Raw genomic sequence first — 19,966 nt, 5'->3', positions numbered from 1 at the left:
CACCTTTACCATATCAGAATGGGGTTCTTTTTTCATCACTTAACAGGTGAAAATGAAAAAGTAAATTTAAGCTGCCGTTAGGCAGTTGGCACATGCTTCAACGAAAAGTATGAATTGTTCAGGAATCTTTAAACTTCTTAAAATAGTACTGATTATTTTGTATAATGCTAAATCTTTTTATCTTTTTTAATGCCCTTTTCTTCTCAAATAAGCATCTAGCTTATCTTAAACCATCACTATTTCATTATGATCATTCTTAAGATTGTTGAATTCGTTAATATTCTATCGTCACAAACTAACTAATACAAAAGCTTTAAATTCTAGAACATACTTGCTGTGACAACTTTAAAATTTTTGTAAATAATTTACCTATTGCCACTTAATGAACACTATATATATGTAAAAAAAGAAAACACCAAGCATGATGTTTTCTTACTATTATTCCTATTCTTTTTTTATGAGTATTCGGGTGGAGTATCATACATTAACTATTGTTCTTTATTTTTCCGTTGACAATTTACTGTCAACATAAAGAATAATGATTTGAATCCAAAAAGATTTAACGTGAATCAGAATTTAGGTACTGATAAAGTGCACCATATAAGTTTGCATCATTTCCAAGTTCACTGCCTTTGATCTCTGTTCTGTAGCCATTTACTTTTGTAAAGAAGTCATTTTCTTGAAGGTCATAGAGTGAACGCTGCAGTTCTTCTATCAACATTGGCTCTGCACTCATGCCTCCGCCTATGATGATCACTTCCGGATCGAGGATCGCCTGCAAACTCATCAGTTGACCCGCAACGATAGTGCAGTATTTCTGAAATATATTCTTTACCACTTTATTTCCTCTTCTTATTTCCCTGAACATATCTTCTCCTGAAAAGGAGGCCGGATCTTTCCCGATCCTGAGAGCTGCACTTCTCACCAGGCGAGTAGTGCTCCCCACATGTCCGAGAAAATCGTCGATGCTTAAAGGATCTGATCCCTCTGTACGAATGAATGAGAATTCTCCCGCTCCGAAATGGTGTCCTTTGACGAGTTGCCCATTTAGAACGATCCCCCCACCGATTCCTGTTCCCAGGACAAAGGCTATTCCGTTTTGAACATCCTTAAGCTGACCTTTCCAGACTTCTCCTAGAGCTGCACACTTTCCGTCGTTTTCAATCCAGACAGGAAGCTGCAGGCGTTCTTGAATTTTATCTGCCATGTTCAATTTACGTACGTATTCAAGTGAGCCGCCATGTACCGCATAGCCAGTGGATGAATCGATCAATCCGGGCATACTCATTGCTACACCTTCTATCTTTCCTTCAAAGGTTCTGCAGACCTGTTCGATCGCATCCAGAAAACTTCCTAATGAGTCAGCTGGTGTTTTCACTTTTCCTTTTTTATAAATAGAGGAAGAGTCCATCAAAGCAAATTTAATGAATGATCCCCCTACATCAAATACAAGATACTTCTTCATATGATCCCTCTGCTCTTTATAATTACTACAGTTCTGCCAGTTTTTTGTCTAATTCCTCTAATGTCTCTTTAGTCAAAAATTGCTTAATAATCGGTGTATCGGCACACTCACGGATCGACTGATGTGCATTTATTTCTCTGAAAGCAGTCATGGCAAACAGACCGGGAACTACTTCTTTTAAGATTTTACGTGATTCTTCAGCTGATAGCAGGTCTCTCATAATAGAGTCACTCGAGTAAGTTGGTTTAAGCGGTTCTGCTGCCTGGTATACGATCCTGTAACTTCCGGCAGGCATTACCAGCTCTAATGTCTCTTCACTTTTAACCAGGGACCAGTCCTCTTCCTTGATCATTTCACCGTTTATATCTATCTGGTCTAATGCAGCAGGCAGAACAACGACCGCTTCTGTATCAAAGGGAATATCAAAATCAAATGTGAAAGTAGCAGAATCTCCTGTTATTTTCCATCCGGATATGATTTTCCCCTTCGGCGAATAAAATGCTGCTTTCGCATAGCGCAGGCGGTGATCCAGTTTGGGTTCAATGACAAATCGTTCATATCCAGGTTTATCCTCAAGCGGATTAATTCCACATACTTTTTTATAAATCCAGTCAATGATCGACCCGTACGCATAGTGGTTAAGCGAGTTCATTCCTGTTCCACTGATCAAGCCGTCTTCTTTTATTGAATTCCATCGTTCCCAAATAGTCGTGGCACCCATGTTTACAGCGAACAGCCAACTAGGGTAATCTTCATTTAACAGCAAGGTATAAGCTAAGTCATCATATCCGTTTTCAGATAATACATGGCACAGATAAGGTGTTCCAACAAAGCCTGTTGTTAAATGGACATCTTCTTTGATCAGCAAGTCTCTCAGATCATCAGCGACCCGCTGCTTTTTCTCTTCCGGTATCAGATCCATATATAAAGCCACGACGTAAGCCGTTTGAGTCGGGATGCCAACTCTTCCATTTGGAGTAAAGTATTCCTGATAGATAGCTTTCCTGATGTCCTCTGCTAAGTTCTGGTAATAGTGACTATCCTTTTGCTTACCTAACACTTTTGCTGTTTTCGCCAATAGTTGAGTAGAGTGGGCATAATAAGCAGAAGCTACATAATAAGGATCTGTCCCTCCCATCAAGCCATCAGGATCTGCTCCATCTAGTGCCAGCCAATCACCAAAATGGAAACCTTCTTTCCATAGACGATCCCTTCCATTTTCATCATCAATTCGGGTGATATAGTCGACCCAGTCTTTCATTACCGGATAGTTTTCTTTCAAGAAAGCCTTGTCCCCATACTGCTGATACAGTGACCAGGGCAGAACGGTCGCTGCATCCCCCCATGCAGATGATCCATGACCTGTCACAAATCCAGGGTCATTTGGTGGCTTGATCATTGGAACAATATAAGGAACAGACCCTTCAAGCGCTTTCTGTTCTTCCCGTAAATCTTTCAAGTATTTTTTGTAAAAAGCAGGCGTGTACATATTAAATGATGCAGTCGAGGCGAATATTTGTGCATCCCCTGTCCAGCCCATTCTCTCATCTCTCTGCGGACAATCTGTGGGAACATCCAGAAAGTTATCTTTCTGACTCCATAAGGCATTTTTAAATAACTGATTAACTTTCTCATTGGATGTTTCAATAGACCCTGTCTCTTCCATTTCACTATAAACTGCATGAGCAATAAAATCATCCGGATTTATCCTATCCGTCGCCCCCTCTACTTTTACGTATCGAAAACCATAAAAAGTGAATCGGGGTTCAACGACTTGCTCAGTTCCATCTGACACATAAAGAAATTCTGCTTTGGCTGTCCGTAAATTTTCCTGATAAAAATTACCCTCCTGCAGCACTTCTCCAAACATCAGAGTGATTTTCTGACCTTTGGGAAGAGCTGCTTTGAACTGAACCCAGCCAGTGATGTTCTGTCCGAAATCCAAGACTGTCTCGCCCGCTGGTGTTTCAATGACTTCATTGACCGCAAGAGTTTCCATTTTCTTGATCGGCAGACTCAGGCGTGCATGGAGTTTTTCCTTCTCTAGATCTGAATAAGAAACTGAAGGCCAATCCTCATCTTGTTCATTAATCGACCAGTTTTCTATCTTTTTGTTCTGATCAACGTGTTCCCCGTCATATATGCCACTGAAGGTGATATGTGAAGGCTTGTTTTTCCATGTCTCATCCGTTCTGATCAGGATCTCTTCGCCGTTTTCAAGTGTGACTATCAGCTCTGCAATAAGATTCAACTTATCTCCATATAAATTATAGTAGCCCCCATCAAATCCAAAACGCCCTTTATACCATCCATTACCTACAATAAAGCCAAGAACATTGCTTTCTTTATTCAAATAATCAGTGACATCAAATGTCTGATACTGTATCCAGTGATCATAGGCGTGGAAACCGGGAAGCAGGTGCTCATCTCGATACTCCCTTCCATTTATTTCAAAGGTATAGATACCAAGACCGCAAACATATAACCGAGCTTTCTTTATGTCCTGATCCGGCAGCTTGAAAGATTGACGCATGTAAGGCTGGATGTCTTTATCCAAACTTGAAGTGATCCACTCTGCCTTCCATTTTTCATCTTGCTTGGCTGTTTCAAACCATGCACTGTCACTTCTGATAACCTCGTCGTTGTCCGTCCAGACGATCACTTTCCAGTAATATCGCGTACGCGATTTAAGCTCAGTTACGATTTCATAACACAAGCTGGAAATATCCTCTTTCTTACCGCTGTCATGAATCACTTGTTTAAAATTTCTATCTTCTGCAAGAAGTACTTGAGCTGCTGTCTGGTTCCTGGCTTCATCGCTTCCTTCTCTTTCTGTCACCCAGGATAGACGAAGCGACTCAAGGTGAAACCCAAGAGGATTTTTAATATTGTTTGTACGTAATTTTGAGACTTTCAAGAAAACCCTCCTCTCATTCTATGCATTCTTTTTTTCTTCAAGCTCTTTTAGGATCTCAGCATGTTTTTTATCCAGGTCATAAAAGTACATCAGTACAATTGCTATTATATCAAAAATGATTGGTATCAATATAAAGACTCCAACTATAGAATTCATTGCGGCTTCTGTTTGAGTCGCCTGACCTCCGATATACCCTGCTGCTCCTAAAACTAGACCGAGGACCATTCCCCCAAATCCAGATCCTACTTTTTCTCCAAAAGTGGCCGCACTATACGCTAAGCCTTCTGTACGTACACCTGATTTTAATTCTCCATAGTCTACTGTATCTCCCAGCATTGCGAATGATGAAGCTAACATAGGTGCCGTCCCGATCGATCCTATCACTATTCCTATTAATACGACAGTTAGATTAGTAGGATCAATAAGGTAAATGAAAAATCTGGAAGCAATTGTAATACATGCTCCAATAATAACCAGGTTTCGTTTTGAGATATAATTCATTAACGGACCAACGACAAACATCATTAAAATAATTGGAACAAACTGGGCTGTACCCATAGCCCCTACATATAAGGCATTTCCTAAAATATATTGAGCATAAAACGGATTTACCCCACTAATACCTGCATTTACAAAAGAGATAAACATTACACCAATAATCAGTAACCAGTACTTGTTGGTCAATAGTGTTTTTAAACCTAATTTGATTGGCACTTTTGTTATTTTTGTACCTGCAGCATCAGAATCTGTGATTCTTTCTTTTGTATTACTGAAATTCAAATACCATAAGACTATTGCGACAATCGCATAAGTTATAGCCATAAAAGTCCATCCGCTGCTCCCACCGCCATAAAAAGCTACTAAAGGAAGGGTTATAACATTGACTAACCATGCACCAGAGTATCCAAATGCCGTTCTTATCGTTGATAAATGTCCCCGTTCGACTGGATCCATTGTCATGGTTCCGATCATTGCATTATAAGGGACGGTGGCTGCAGTATAGATAAATCCTACAGCTAAGACATACGTAATGAAGCCGTAGATAATATTACCGGTTTCACCTAAATTCGGCGAGCTGAACAGTAAAACGATCGCTATGCCGTAAGGTATCGCCATCCACTTCAGCCATGGTCTTGCTTTCCCTATCTTTGTATCAGTTTTATCTACCAATACCCCCATCCCTAAGTCAGTAACCCCATCAAAGAAACGTGCCAGAAATAACATCGTTCCTACTGCAGCTGCTGCAATCCCTACTTGTTCAATATAAAAGTAAGTAATAAAAGCATTAGCCGTAGTGATCAGTAAATTTGCTGCCAAATTCCCAAATCCATAAGACAATTTTTCTTTTCCATTCAATTTATGAACGCTTACATTTTCATGAGTTGTTTCCATTTTATTAACTCCCTTCAAATTCATTTTTATAGTATGAATATCAATAATTCGATAATTCACTTAAAAAGCATTGTCTAAATGCTTAAGTACCCTTCTCTGGGAACCACTTCAAACCGTTCAGCTAAAGCTTTTAAGTTCTCATCGGAAATACTGGTTTTCATACCTCCCTGAGCTTGCACATAAGTGTATACTTCTGCAGCTTTTTCCACTGTTTCGATCAAACCAAATGTTTCATCCATATCTTTTCCTGCTCCATACACTCCGTGCTGTGGCCAAATCACTAATCTCGTTTCTTTCATTTTTGCAGAGGTAGCTTCTCCAATTTCATTCGTTCCTGGAACGATCCATGGAATAGTTGATACCCCTTCAGGGAAAACGACCAGACACTCCGTGCACAGCTGCCATAATTTACGGGTCAGCTCTTTTTCTTCCATAGAATGTGTGAATGTCATAGCGAGTAAATGCGTGGCATGACAATGCATGATGACACGATTTTCTAAATCGACTTCAAGTCGCGAAATATGGCTTTGGAAGTGACTCGGCAGTTCACTTGTCGGAACGGATCCGTCCTTGTATCCCCATAACAGTTCAACATACGACCCATCATTACCCACTCGAATCACACCTAGGTTTGTTTCCGGGTCCTTGTGTACATTTTTAAAATACTTTCCAGATCCTGTTACGATAAAACATTTCCCAGCCAAAGCAATAGCATCAAAATCAATAGGAATCGTCCTTTTAACGTCTTCTACATCTAAATAAGGTGCGACCTCTTCCTCGCTTAACAGGTAACTGATATTTCCACCGTTGCGTTCGTCCCAGCCATGCTCATACATGTTTCGGGTTGTGTCACACATTTCTTCCACAAAGGGGCTGGTTAAAATCTCTTTTTTTGTCATATTATTCATTCTCCTTCTATCTTGGGTTTTAACGTTTGCTCAATATTTCTTCTTCATAAGCTTTAACTTCGTCATACCAGGCTAAGCCTACTGGAACTTCATTTTTCTGACAAAAGTAATTCCACACATCTGCATAGGGCAAATCTTTCATTTCTTCGGTATACACCATGCGTTTTGTAAAATCAAAGGTTTGTTCGGCTTCTTTCAATTCAGCAATTGGATCAAGCAGAGCTTTCAGTAATGCCTTTTGTGCATTGCGTACCCCTACGACCCATGCCGCGATCCGATTGATCGTTGCATCAAAGAAGTCCAGCCCGATAGCCGTTTTATCCAATAAATCATTTCGGACTATCTCTCTCATGATTTCTTGCAATTCATCATCCATTATAATGACATGATCGCTGTCCCATCGAATTGGACGACTGACATGCAGCATCAAGCTGTCACTAAACAGTGCCAGCGCAGAAATTTTATTCGATATCACTTCTGTTGGATGATAATGTCCGGCATCCATCAATACTGTTTTTCCTCTTGAAATCCCATATCCCATATAGAACTCATGTGAGCCTACAGTATAAGCTTCTGCACCTATACCGAACAATTTCGATTCTACAGCATCTTCCGTGTACCGTTCATCTATTTTTTCGCTGAAAATCTCATCATACGATTCCATCAGCCGTTTTCGCGGGGATAACCGGTCTACCGGATTGTCTTTCATCCCATCAGGCACCCAGAAGTTGTTGTAACTTTTTTGACCCAGTTCTTTACCAAAATACTCAGAGATCACTCTTGAACGCTTTCCATGCTCTATCCAGAAGTCACGGACTTCTTTATCAGGGTGAGCAAGGGTATAACCATCTTTAAACATCGGATGATTGAAGAAGGTTGGGTTGAAATCCAATCCCACTTCGCACTCTTTTGCCCAGTCCACCCATTTCTTGAAGTGCTTCGGTTCGATCTCGTTTAGATCCACTTCTTCATCTGTATCTACATACATCGCATGCAGGTTAAGCTTGTGCTTGCTGGGAATCAGCGAGAAGGCTTTATCGATGTCCTGACGTAATTCTTCAGGGGTACGCGCGCGTCCGGGATAATCCCCAGTGGACATAATCCCCCCGGATAACTCTCCATCTGGATTTAAGAAACCAATCACATCATCCCCCTGCCAGCAATGCATAGAGATTTTTGTTTCCTGAAGCTTTTCTAAAGCTTTATCGACGTCTACTCCAATTTCCTGATATCTTCTCTTTGCATCCTCATAACGCTTGCTGATCTCTTTATTTCCCACTTGCATTCACTCCTTTATTTTTTAGGCTTATACTCCTTGATATCGAATGACCGAGATAAAATCTCTCTTCCTTCCTGGAGATCTCTGATATCTTCTACAGCGATCATCTGGACCAGCAGATTCCCGATGGCTGATGATTCATCTGGTCCAGCATAAACTGTCGTTCTGGTTCGCTCGGCCGTGATTTCGTTCAATCTTTCTAAATTTGAACCTCCACCAACGATATGAAGGTGTTTAATCTCTTTTCCAGTGATTTTTTCTATGTTATTTAACTCTGTTTCGTAACTGATTGCTAAACTGGAGTATATACAATTTGTCAGTTCACCGATTGTTTCCGGAACAGGCTGGTCTGTTTCCTTGCACGCCAGTTGGATTTCTTCGATCATGTCATCAGGATTTGTAAAGCGTGTGTCGTTGACGTCCACGACTGAAGTGAAATAATCCAGTTCATCTGCCTGCCTCGCCATTTCTGCAAAACTTATATCTTGAAGGTATGCTCCTCTGACTTCCTGAACCATCCATAATCCCATAATATTTTTAAGGATACGATACGTCCCGTATACTCCCCTCTCATTGGTGAAGTTATGATGGTACGCTGCTTTTGTATTGACTGGAACAGGAGACTCTACTCCTATTAAAGACCAGGTCCCACTCGATAAATAGGCCCAATCATCTTTTGAAGTGGCTGGTATCCCAGCGACAGCACTGGCCGTATCATGTGAAGCAACAGAAATCACTTCTATAGCCGGCAAATCATAGTGATCGCTCCATTTATCCAGTACTTTTCCTAAAGCTTTTCCGGGATTTGCGAAGGGAGCAAACACGTCTTTAGACACACCGACAAGATCCATCAGCTCTTCATCAAAAAGAGCACTGCTTAAGTTGAGCATCTGGGTTGTTGAAGCATTCGTGACTTCAGTCGTCTTCTCTCCTGTCAAAACATACCCGATGTAATCAGGGATAAACAGAATCTTATCTGCTATTTTCAGCAGTTCCCTGTCTTCTGCATACAGTTGATACAGTGTATTTAACTCCAGAAACTGAATACCTGTTTTTTCATAAATGTATTCTTTCTCTAAATGACTGGTCAATTCTTCGATTTTGTTGTTTGTACGTTTATCCCGGTAACTAACTGGATCAGCTACTTTCTCGCCATCCTCTCGAATCATGACATAATCGACGGCCCAGGTATCAATTCCTAAATAGGCTTCATCAATCCCTTTTTCCTTTGCTTTTTCCAATCCAACAAAGATCTCCCGAATCAATTCATCAATGTTCCATCGATCATGATTGTCTGCTTTTTGAAATCCATTTTCGAATCGATGGATCTCTTCTGTAATAAGTTTTCCTTCATTTAAAAACCCATGTACTAATCGACCACTGCTTGCTCCTATATCCACTGCTATATATCGTTTCACTATCATCCCTCTTACTTCATTTTTATAAAGCGTTTTCTATATATAGCATAACTTTAAATGAAAGCATTCCCAATGACTATTTTCCAGTTATATAGTATCATTTTTTTGGTAACCTCATATTTTGAAAGTATCTATTTTTTGGTTGGCTTAACCTTTTAGTTTCTGCTGTTATATCGCATACATTTCAATTATAATAGGGTTTAAAGGAGGCGTTATCATGCATGAGATTGTTCATGAGTATCTATTTAACTATAATAAAATCGAGAAAAAGCAACGAAAAACCGGAGAGTTTGTAATGGACCTCCCCCTTCACTCATTTGATTACGATGAGGATAGGATGATTTTATCAGATCACTATTTCTTGAAAAATGACCGGATCTATATAAGCAAACATAATCGGTTTGCCGCATACCCTGAGCATACTCACCGTTTCCTGGAATTAAACTATATGCTAAAAGGGAACTGTACCCAAAGAATCAATGGAACAGACTCCGTTTTAAAAGAAGGACAGTTGTTACTTTTAGACCAGGGGTCAACTCATTCCATTGAACCTTTGGGTAAAGACGACATCCTGATCAATATCATTTTCCCTCAGACTAAGTTTGATATTGAATGGTTAAGCCACATGCACGCTCAAGACAATCAGTTGTTCCAGTTTTTAATGAGGACCGTTTCTGAAAAGGCAAAAGGAGAATATATTATTTTCCATGCTGAAAACAATCAGGACCTCCAAACGATCATGATACAAATGCTGAACAAGTATTTTACCGAATCAACTTTCGGCAATGAAATTCTACGTTTTTACCTGCCCATCTTATTTATGGAACTAGTCGGGAATACTATTTATACTTTAAGTTCTGATACCAGAGAAAGCTCCGCTAATTTAATTGTCATTGAAGTATTGAAGCGAATTGAAAAAGATTACCGGGACATCACATTAGATTCTTTAGCTGCCTCACTGAGTTACAACACTAGTTACTTGTCGGAAGTAATTAAAGAAAAAACAGGCATTAAATTTACTGAACTAGTTAAGGAACAGCGAATGAAGCAAGCTATATTATTGATTGACAGTACCGATCTACCTATCAGTGAAATCTGTTATGCCGTTGGACTGCAGAACAAGACTCACTTTTACAAACAATTCAAAGACTACTATAAGATAACTCCTGGTGAATACAGAAAAAGAACGAAGATTTAATCTTCGTTCTTTTTCTGTAAAATGATATTCTTATATTCTTACGACTCATTATTATTTTGGTTTTTTAAAGACCCTTTTCTTCTACCCATAAATCACATCGATAGTAGTGGCTAAAATAGATGGTTATCAGTTTCTTAAATTCAAGACCTAGTTAAAATATATATCTTTTGTAATTTTTCTTTCAGCGCTTCTGTCAGTGTCAGAGAAAAATTAATGTCATTTTCTTTACCAAGTTCATTTAGATAATTAGGAATGGTTAAAGTTTTTTTAACTGCTTTAGTATCGAATTGGGATTTATATTTTTTGAAGTTTATATCGATAAGAGTTTTTAACTGAGATTCATTTTGGTTATAGGTTACTTGATCAGGCAGTGAGATAGGTTCATTATTTTCTAGTTTGTCTACACCTGAAAACCCTATATAATCCCTAGCCATTGCGATAGCTTCAGCTAAATCTTTCCCTTACGTGTACCCATCAAAATCCGGTATCTCTACAAAAAGGCGTATTCAGTATCTAAATCGACAGATATATATATAGGATAAACGTAATTTTCATTCTCAATCAGATTAATTCCCCTCTCTAAATAGCAACAGGATTATTTCAGTCCATGCTTTTTAAACAGTGCTTTTGCAAGACGCTCATTTGTTTCGCAGCGTCGAACAATCTGCTCCTTAACTTTCCCATTCGTGTATATGTCATGATTACTACCATGTTTAAGAAACCACCAACCATTTTTTACAAAGAGTTTGACTAATTCTAGTTTTCACTTTTCTCTAACTCCTATCCGCACCATGATTACACGTGTAAAACACGTGTATATCAATCGTAAAGTGGCCCTTTTTAAAATTAGTTACTACCATAGATGTATCAAGACTATTTTTTATTCTCTTTGGTTATTTGCTCAATTTCTCTAGCTAGTACCGGACTTTCGATGCGCATAAAGGAACTGTCTCTATACTGTCTACCAAGTAAATCAATACTCCCGTACCAGATAATGGAATGGTCGACAATGACATATCGCTGATAGACAGAATCGGAATTTATAACAGAGAAACCTAGTCGGGTTAATTCTGTTATCAGCTGTATTTTGTACTGACGGTGTTCAGCATTTTTAATAGTATCCGAATTCTTGGTGATGATGGTGATTTTAGACTTCAACAGACTCAAGTCACCTTTAATAATATCTATCTGCTTCTGGGATAAGGAAGGACTACTGATCAATATATGGTTAACAGACCCAACTAAATCCTGTTTCAACGAATCATAATAGTTGTCACCATCAAATATCAGCTGCTTCAGTTTATCCTGGTTATGCGTTTGAACTTCATATCCCATACCCGCATATCCTTTTAACCGTTTCTGATACATCCGTTCCAGTACTGGCACATGGATATCAGCATAATCATATACTCGAACTTCAGATTTACCTTCGTGCAGCCGATGGAGCCTTCCTGCATACTGCTGAAGTCTGCCTTTCCAGGAAATCGGCATTGCCAGAAACAAGGAATCGAGTCGTGACTCATCAAAGCCCTCTCCTATGTATTTTCCTGTAGACACTATTGTAAAGCAGCTATTTTCGGGTAAGTTTTCCAGATTGTTCATAACTGACTCATTTTTCTTCTTCCCTTGGCTCCCACTCAGTACATAGACATGTTCCAGTTCTTCTTTAAGCAATGTCTCTATCGTTTTCACGTGTTCGATTCGCTCGCTCAATACCAATCCGTTTCTATTTTCTTTAGAATTGCTCACTATATCTTCCACAATCATTTTATTCCTGGATTCATTTGTAATTAGATCAGAATACACACTTTGTAAATTAGCGTCTCGATTTAAGGTAGGATCAAGTGGGGTAAATCGAGGTACTAATACATGCGAAAATGGCCTTTCTTCAGCTACCTTCTTGACGTCATCCTGATAGCGAATATCTCCACACTGCATGTGAATAATGGGATGATGACCGTCTTTTCGTACAGGCGTTGCAGTTAATCCATATACATAAGTCGGATTGGCTTTCTTAAGAACATTTTCAAAACTGAAAGCTGATATATGGTGACACTCATCTACAATGATCATCCCGTAATTGTCTACACACTCATGTACTTCGCCTTTACGGTAAAGAGATTGAAGCAAAGCTATATCGATTTGATTTGTCAGTGTTTTCTTTCCTCCACCGAGTTGTCCGACTTGCACTATTTCATCATCTGAATCTTCAGTCATCATGAATTCTTGCATTCTCTTCCTCCACTGATTAGCTAACGATACCTTGTTGACAAGAATAAGTGTATTGACTTTTTTTTCAGCAATCAGATCAATTGCTGCGATAGTCTTTCCGAAAGCCGTAGAACCACATAAAACGCCAGTATCATGATTGTTCATTTTCTTCACGGCCTCTGCCTGCTCTGGTCGTAAGTCTCCATTAAATTGTACAGACAATTTCTCGCCTTTATTCCTTACATCATCTATCTTTACAAATATATTCAACCCTTCGAGTAAATCAACCACTTTTTCTTTTAGTCCTCTAGGTAAGAGCAGCTGACTTGTCGTTTCTTCATGACAGGTAATGACACGCTGCACTCTGTAAGTCGATCGTCTCATAGCCTGAAGCTGGTAAAATTCAGGATTATAAAAGGCTGCCATCCACTTCAAATGGCTTAATCCTTTAGATGAAATATCCTTTTTCTCAATTTGCAGCATATTGCCTAATGTAATTTTCACAGTTTTAGGAAAATCATTGTTATTTAAACCTTTATCACTCTCTTTGTCGCCAGATTCATATGGTGAATTATCTTCTCTAAGTTTATCAATATAGCTAAAGAGCTGTTCTGGGGTAATTTTTTTAATACTGGATAAGTAAGCCCATTGATCTTCAATAGGATCAAACTGATTGTCTATAAACAGACTATTTCCCTTTTGTCGGGCTTGCTTTTGAAGAGGGAGCGCTATCAAATTTCCAAGTCCACCTTTAGGAACTGTATCCTGATTCGGAAATAACCGGTCAAATGAAGCAAAATCTAATTCGTGCCTTCTTACCATAGACTGTTTGATCAATTCTGTTCCCATTTTTCTTGCGATTGATGCATTCACTTCAGTTTCGAAGAAAAACCAGCAGTGACCTCCGTTACCGGATTGGGACCGTTCGACGGAAATAGGGATAGTATATGAACTGCATACTTCTCTTATGACTTTTACATCTTCCATCCATTCGTTTCCATCTAAATCAATTGCCAGCAGATAGCACTTATCATCTAATGTGATAGGAAATAACCCGGCAATAATCTGTCCTGTCAAATGCTGATTGATGACATGAGGAGTTAATGAAACATAAGGATTCTCATCTGTTCTTTCCCAATACGGTCGTTTCTTAGGAGCATACCCAGGTTTATTGGTTTTAGAATGAATAAATTTCTCTGCATAGACATCACTTCTTCCTTTAAATAAGGAATTGTATAATGAAATTTTTTTTGCTGGAGAAGCATATTTATTTATAGCAGAAGAGGAATTATCTTTAATGGCTTTAGAAGGAGCAGCAGTGTTACTTTCAACTAGAGAAGTTTTATTGCGATTACTGTGTTCTATTTCACTATATTTTTGTGCATTCTTTAGGGCAAGTTTAAGATTATATATTTCTTTTTTTAATAACTTATTTTCTTGCTTTAGTTTTTGATTCTCTAAAGATAGATTCCTCTCTTCTTTAACCATAGCTACGTCTCCTTCTTTCTTTTGGATCGTTTCACGACACCTTAACCATAGCAGAAAGAGGGTCTTTTTTCATCACTTAACAGGTGAAAAGAATCTAAAAATTCAGCTCCCGAATAGCGGTTTTTACAAGCTTAATTAAAAAAGAATTATAGGTATATAATCTGTTAGGAGGAAAATAAATATTTTAGTTGCCTTCTGATCACGTCACTGCATCATTTACTTAATATATTTTGATCAGTATCGAAATCTGCCTTGTTTGGCAAGCTATCAGTTCCACTGACCTTTTGTATGAAGTATCTGTCCATCACTGCAAGCAGTTTACATCCGTCTTCAGATTCCGCATCAGGTCGGGCACCCACCCATTATTCTCGCTAACAGTTCCCGCTGCGATGTCTGTAATGAAATTTTTCCCCAAGTCTCCGCCCATGCAGGACGCACTAAAAAAGCTATCACCCATCCAGTCAAAATAAGTGATAGCTTTTCTTCCTGTTTCTTGAAAGTTATTAGCCAGTTAATCGGCTGCAAGTGCTTCAGTATAGCAACCCTAACGTTACTCCTTATCAGTCTGGACGTTTAGCATTGATTTCCATAATGGACTGCAATGGCATCGATTTTTTTACAGTACTCTAGTTCAATTATTTTTCTTCAATCGTTCTCAAAAAAACGGGATGAGAAGTTGTGAAGTATAATGACGTTCCCGGGTCTGCCTTGATCTGAAGTTCTATTTCCCCTTTTACGACTTCTTTAAAATGAACTTCTCCTATTTTGCTATTCAATTCAGAATCAGAATAAACAGTTAACGTACCCTCTTCATTGGAAGAATATTCGACTAGACAGATACTCTTAAAATTAGACAGACTGACATCACGGAATTTCAACCATCCTTCCGGGGACAATTTGACTGCTTTTTTTGAGGAACGATCCAACGTAATAAAAGCCCCTTCATAATCGTCATAGTTTTCAAAATGAGTTTTTTCTTTAAAATGACGATCACCCCGTATTTCTCCATCCGTTTGAAAATCTACTGTCCTCAAGATATTCTCAGATGAAAAGCCAATTGACAGCGTTCCTTCTCCAGACGGAAAGGCCATTCTATTCCAGAATACATCAAAATAGCACAATTCTTCAGATTCTATTTCTAATTTTACCTTTCTGCTTTCCAGCGCTTTTAACGTTATTTTTTTAAAGGCGATCAGCTGTTTATTAGGGAGGGCCAGCTCCTGTTTCGGCTGCAGATTTGCATACACCTGTATGGTATCCGTCACACTGTGATCGTATTCGTTAGACAGTTCTACTGTTAAGGATACTGTGTCATCTTTTTTCCAGACCGTTTTACTTAAAGTGGCCTCTGTCAGTTTCAGCTCGCCATAAGTCAATCCATGCCCAAATGGGTACAGCGGGTCTAGGTCCGTGTATCGGTAAGTCTACTTGCCTTTCATCACATCATATTCCGTAATGGCCGGTAACTTCGTGACATCCTGATACCAGGTCTGACTTAACTTCCCGGAAGGAACCGACTGATGATAAAGCACATTTTTTATAGCATTACCTAATTCCTGAGACCCGTGGGTTGTAAACAAGATAGTGGGAATATGCTCTTTGATCCACTCCATCTCAAAAGGATAGCTCCCCACTATGATGACGACTACATTAGGGTTGACTTCGTATAATGCCTGAACCATTTTCAGTTGCTGGGCAGGTATCGTCATTCCGGCACGATCTTCTGTCTCGCTCCCATTGATCAGCGGGTGGTTTCCAATCACTGCGATACAGACGTCAGCACTTTTGGCTTTATCGACTGCCTGATCAATCGCATCCCATTCTTTAACGAATAATAGCGGGTCTGACGTTAAAACAGAGCCGACTTTCTTATCGCTCGTGATGCCAACAGGTTTTTCATTCCAGGTTAACCATTTGTCATCATCAGTCCGAATCCATTTTTCTTTAACAAACCAGTCATATATTTCCTTTTTATTTAACTGGAACGTCTGTGACTCCTCGTTTAACTGCAGATACCTTTCTGAGTCTGTCTCTTTGAATGTGTAAGATTCAAAGAGACAGTCTTCGATCTCAAATGTACTATAATCATCTAAATGCTCACTTATCTTCAGTTCATTCTGATCGACAATCAGTTTGTCTCCCTCTACCGTTTCAAAATAGCCCTTATCATGAGACGGGGTAAAGGAGAATCGATCCGCTTGTATAGTGCTTTCCAGCGCTTTTTTTATGGTTATTTCATGAGGAGGATAACCTCCATACCAGTCTCTAAGAAATACATCTGCCAGCGGTCCCGTCAGCAGGACTTTATCGTCCGTTGATAATGGAAGTAATCCGTCATTTTTCAACAAAACGATCTGTTCTTCGGTCACTTTTTCGGCTAATGCCGCATGTTTATCACCTGCCAGCAAGGTGTGGTCGACATCATCATATATAAAATCCGAGCTGAAATGCCCTAATCGTGCTCTGACCCGAAGGCTATTTCGTATGGCTCTCGTAAGGTCGTCTTCACTGATCAGTGCCTTTTCCAAAGCTTTTCGAGCAGCTGTCTCCACTAATGTTTTGTCGTCAACAAAGCAGTCGATCCCCTTTTTGAGAGCATCTGCCAGTGCCTCTTCATACGTATCATAGTAGTGATAACTATCCACATTTAAAGAAAGTGCTCCTCCATCACACACAATAAATCCGTCCATTTCCCACTTTCCTCTGACTGTTTTTTCGATTTCTTCAGTCTGCATAGCGGGTACACCATTGATCCCATTATAAGCTGTCATCATGGATTGTGCTTTAGCTTTTGTAAATGCCGGTTCAAATGCTTTGAGGTAGTATTCTTCACGATTTCTTGGATCTATACTGTTCGATGTGTTTTCTCTGCCTATCTCATTATTATTTCCAAAAAAGTGTTTGGGGGCAGCTGCTAAAGGAATGGCCTCTTCTTTCTCTCCCTGCATTCCCTTGATCAATCCAACACTCAGCTGACCCGTCAAATAAGGATCTTCTCCATACGCTTCTTCATTTCTTCCCCAGCGCGGATCTCGTTCCATATCGATCGTCGGAGCCCATAACGTCAGCCAGGAAGATTTTCCGGACTGATGATATAAAATTCGTGCTTCTTCCCCGATTGCTGTTCCTGCTTCTTTAAGCAAGTCAGGATTCCAGGTTTGAGAAAGGCCGAGTGGTTGTGGAAAGGATGTGGTCTTCCCTCCACTCCGGTCCACAACTCCGTGTGCGGCTTCTCCGCCTACATGATACTCCTGAATACCTAACCGTTTAATTTCACTTTGAGATGTCGACATCAGACTGATTTTCTCCTCAGTTGTCAGCTGATCAACCAATTCCGTTACTTTTTCTTCTATACTACTCATTGTTTAACCTCTTCCTAATTAATTAATAGCGTTTACATTTAAAAGTTGGAAGTATTTTTATCAGCTCATATTCCCTACCACTCTCTATTTGTACTCATTCACCAGCAGGTACTTCTTCGGTTCGTCTTCGTCGACTTCAGAAAAGCGCGGACCTTCGTCGTAAAAGCGGTTGTCTCTGCTGTCATCATTTGATTCCGATACTTCGCCTACCAGGACATCGCCTGACCCTTTCAGTGCCCAGAAAGAATGGTAGAGTTTAGGGGTAAGCGTAATGCTTTCTCCCGGGCTAAGTACAATCAACTCTCCCGGATCACACATTATTTGTCGTCCATCAGAACTCGCTGAGAAGGACTTGTCTGAAAACTTATCATGTTCGTCTGACATATAGAGTCTGATCGCCAGCTCCCCTCCGCCACGGTTGATAATGTCTTCCGTCTTTTTCCAGTGATAGTGGTAAGGAGTCACCTGTTCTTCTTTTACTACCATTATCTTTTCCGCATAGCTTTTTGACGTTCGGTCCTCATCTTGAGAGCCGTTCCTTAACGTAAACAACAGCAGGCCCTTCTTGCTGAACTGCCCACTCCCGAAATCTGTGACATCCCAGCCCAAGCCATTTTCTCTAATCTCGTCATAGTCGCTGCCTTTACTTTCCCAATCGATTGGCGTCCAATGTGAAAATCCCGGCAGTTTAAATGAATACCTATTGAAGAAATTGACCGCCTCTGTAATCGCTTTATTTATTTCGGATCGTTTCATGCGAATCCTACCTTTCTATTAAACTATGTAGCATTTAAACAGAGTCAGTAAGCCTCTAACATACTTGCTGCCTCTTTAGTATAAATTACCTAATATCTAAATACTAATGATTCAGTATCGCTTGGAGTACTCCGTTTCGCAAATTTAAAAAGCTGTCTTAACATCTGCTATGTGCCTGATCCTAATCGATTTTTATCTTCTGACAGAAAAAGAAGAAAACATCCATTTTTTCAGACGTTTTCTCCCTTTTATTTTCATGCTTTATATTGTAATGCTTCAGGCCAGAATTCAGTTACTTCCTGATCACTTTCGGCTCTCGAAAGAAAAGCTTCTTTACCAGAGCCTTTGTCAGGTCTATTTTCAAGTAACCCTTCATCATATAATTCTTCAACGTTTTGAATGATCTCCCCATCCGGAAAGGCTGTCTTGAGTTCGGCTATTTTCCCATTGATTCCGTCATTACTTTTGTAAATCGAAATAATACGGTCTCTAAAATATCTTCTGCCAAAACATATTCCTCCCATCTATCACTAGAGTCTGCAATCTTTACTTCAGAACACTGTCAGTATTTTTAATGGCCTCTACTCTTTCAAGACTAATTATTACCTATTACTAAGGTAAAGGTTTGCATTCGGCTATTTAGTCAAATATATATGAAACAAGCTGATAAATTTGGTCTAGTTCATTCGTAGACATTTTTTCAATAAATTCACAGTTTCTCTCAATATAATCCAGTGATTTTAGTTGAGATATCAGTACCTGACCATTTATTCTTGATGTGCTAGACAAGTTGTAACGCGTTGGATAGTTTTTAATAATGGAGGTAATCGGACAGATGACTGCAAAATGAGTGCTTTGATTGAATGAGTAGGATGACACAACTAATCCAGGTCTTCTTTTCTGAATCTCTTTTCCTGTAGATGGATCAAAGTCGATCCAAATAACATCACCCTTCTCTGGAACATACTTATTAACTGCCATTCACCAAACCTCTTTTCCAACCGGCTTCATATCAGCCCACACATCTGGTTCATAAAATTCACCAGGCTCTGCATTTATAAATGGATTTTCAAGTTTAGGAATTAAAGATATATTCCCATGTTCGTCTGTTTTAACAAAATACTCAGTGTTCATATCAAGTTTTTTTGCTTCAGAAGCTGGAATCGTAACTACTATTGAGCTTCCTTGTTTACGTAATTTTGTAGTTGCCATTTACATCACTCCTCATCATTAATTTTACTATACAACACTTGATAACGCAATAATCAAATCGCAACATTATGAAATCGGAATAAGTCTTGCAAGCAGCCCTCTATCACTATACTGATTTTATCTTCGGAAAATTTTCTCAAACTGAATACTTGGGGTTTTTCAATAGGCTCTTGCCATTTCTTACTATACCCTTTGATAAAAATCGATAGCATCTTAAGTAGTACCATCGATTTTAGACCTGAACAATTCATCCTTTTCGTTGAAACATGTGCCAACTGCCTAACGGCAGCTTAAATTTACTTTTTCATTTTCACCTGTTAAGTGATGAAAAAAGAACCCCATTCTGATATGGTAAAGGTG

General features: G+C 39.3%; 15 protein-coding genes. 1 reads left to right on the top strand and 14 read right to left on the bottom strand.

Annotated features, from left to right (window positions below; all coding sequences use genetic code 11):
• Positions 1 to 559 precede the first annotated feature (559 nt).
• From CLV38_RS12465 to rhaB, 6 genes are all read right to left on the bottom strand, one after another.
• On the bottom strand, positions 560 to 1,465 hold the full coding sequence (locus tag CLV38_RS12465; protein ID WP_106196148.1) for an ROK family protein: 906 nt from the start codon (positions 1,463 to 1,465) through the stop codon (positions 560 to 562).
• Positions 1,466 to 1,490: 25 nt separating this feature from the next.
• Positions 1,491 to 4,382, bottom strand: coding sequence for an alpha-L-rhamnosidase (locus CLV38_RS12460; protein ID WP_106196146.1), 2,892 nt, complete (start codon positions 4,380 to 4,382; stop codon positions 1,491 to 1,493).
• Positions 4,383 to 4,400: 18 nt separating this feature from the next.
• Entirely contained in the window at positions 4,401 to 5,774 is a 1,374-nt protein-coding gene (locus CLV38_RS12455) for an MFS transporter (protein WP_106196144.1), read from the bottom strand.
• 74 nt (positions 5,775 to 5,848) lie between these two features.
• Positions 5,849 to 6,673 (bottom strand): rhamnulose-1-phosphate aldolase, encoded by an 825-nt coding sequence (gene rhaD, locus CLV38_RS12450; RefSeq protein WP_106196142.1) that lies wholly within the window; start codon positions 6,671 to 6,673, stop codon positions 5,849 to 5,851.
• A gap of 28 nt (positions 6,674 to 6,701) precedes the next feature.
• Entirely contained in the window at positions 6,702 to 7,961 is a 1,260-nt protein-coding gene (rhaA, locus tag CLV38_RS12445) for an L-rhamnose isomerase (protein ID WP_425427790.1), read from the bottom strand.
• Between the two features lie 14 nt (positions 7,962 to 7,975).
• Positions 7,976 to 9,385 carry a rhamnulokinase gene (rhaB, locus tag CLV38_RS12440; protein WP_106196138.1) on the bottom strand — a complete coding sequence of 470 codons (1,410 nt, stop codon included), beginning with the start codon at positions 9,383 to 9,385 and terminating at the stop codon, positions 7,976 to 7,978.
• Positions 9,386 to 9,596: 211 nt separating this feature from the next.
• Here rhaB and CLV38_RS12435 point away from each other — a divergent pair, with 211 nt between their 5' ends.
• Entirely contained in the window at positions 9,597 to 10,577 is a 981-nt protein-coding gene (locus tag CLV38_RS12435; RefSeq protein ID WP_106196136.1) for a helix-turn-helix domain-containing protein, read from the top strand.
• Between the two features lie 140 nt (positions 10,578 to 10,717).
• On the opposite strand, the gene CLV38_RS12430 is transcribed toward CLV38_RS12435, so the two are convergent.
• The 8 genes from CLV38_RS12430 to mazE form a co-directional block, all read right to left on the bottom strand.
• Complete coding sequence (locus CLV38_RS12430; protein ID WP_245920594.1) at positions 10,718 to 11,011, bottom strand: hypothetical protein; 294 nt, start codon at positions 11,009 to 11,011, stop codon at positions 10,718 to 10,720.
• A 439-nt stretch (positions 11,012 to 11,450) separates the two neighbouring features.
• Positions 11,451 to 14,276, bottom strand: a complete 2,826-nt coding sequence (locus CLV38_RS12420; protein WP_106196134.1) for a TOTE conflict system archaeo-eukaryotic primase domain-containing protein — start codon at positions 14,274 to 14,276, stop codon at positions 11,451 to 11,453.
• A gap of 635 nt (positions 14,277 to 14,911) precedes the next feature.
• The gene (locus CLV38_RS12415) at positions 14,912 to 15,652 is read right to left on the bottom strand and encodes a fibronectin type III-like domain-contianing protein (RefSeq protein ID WP_170068905.1); all 741 of its coding nucleotides are present in this window, start codon (positions 15,650 to 15,652) and stop codon (positions 14,912 to 14,914) included.
• 48 nt (positions 15,653 to 15,700) lie between these two features.
• A complete protein-coding gene (locus CLV38_RS12410) occupies positions 15,701 to 17,638 on the bottom strand; it encodes a glycoside hydrolase family 3 protein (protein WP_106196130.1) in 1,938 nt (645 codons plus the stop codon).
• A gap of 84 nt (positions 17,639 to 17,722) precedes the next feature.
• On the bottom strand, positions 17,723 to 18,394 hold the full coding sequence (locus CLV38_RS12405) for a D-lyxose/D-mannose family sugar isomerase (protein WP_106196127.1): 672 nt from the start codon (positions 18,392 to 18,394) through the stop codon (positions 17,723 to 17,725).
• A 254-nt stretch (positions 18,395 to 18,648) separates the two neighbouring features.
• Positions 18,649 to 18,918 (bottom strand): hypothetical protein, encoded by a 270-nt coding sequence (locus tag CLV38_RS12400; RefSeq protein ID WP_106196125.1) that lies wholly within the window; start codon positions 18,916 to 18,918, stop codon positions 18,649 to 18,651.
• A gap of 115 nt (positions 18,919 to 19,033) precedes the next feature.
• Positions 19,034 to 19,375, bottom strand: coding sequence for a type II toxin-antitoxin system PemK/MazF family toxin (locus CLV38_RS12395; RefSeq protein ID WP_106196123.1), 342 nt, complete (start codon positions 19,373 to 19,375; stop codon positions 19,034 to 19,036).
• Positions 19,376 to 19,606: a type II toxin-antitoxin system PemI/MazE family antitoxin gene (gene mazE / locus CLV38_RS12390; protein WP_106196121.1), complete on the bottom strand. Its 231-nt coding sequence runs from the start codon at positions 19,604 to 19,606 to the stop codon at positions 19,376 to 19,378.
• Positions 19,607 to 19,966 lie beyond the last annotated feature (360 nt).

Source organism: Alkalibacterium olivapovliticus (genome assembly GCF_003003275.1).
GTDB lineage: Bacteria > Bacillota > Bacilli > Lactobacillales > Carnobacteriaceae_A > Alkalibacterium > Alkalibacterium olivapovliticum.
The sequence above is the reverse complement of the archived record's forward strand: the minus strand, read 5'-3'. Positions and strand labels throughout refer to the sequence as shown.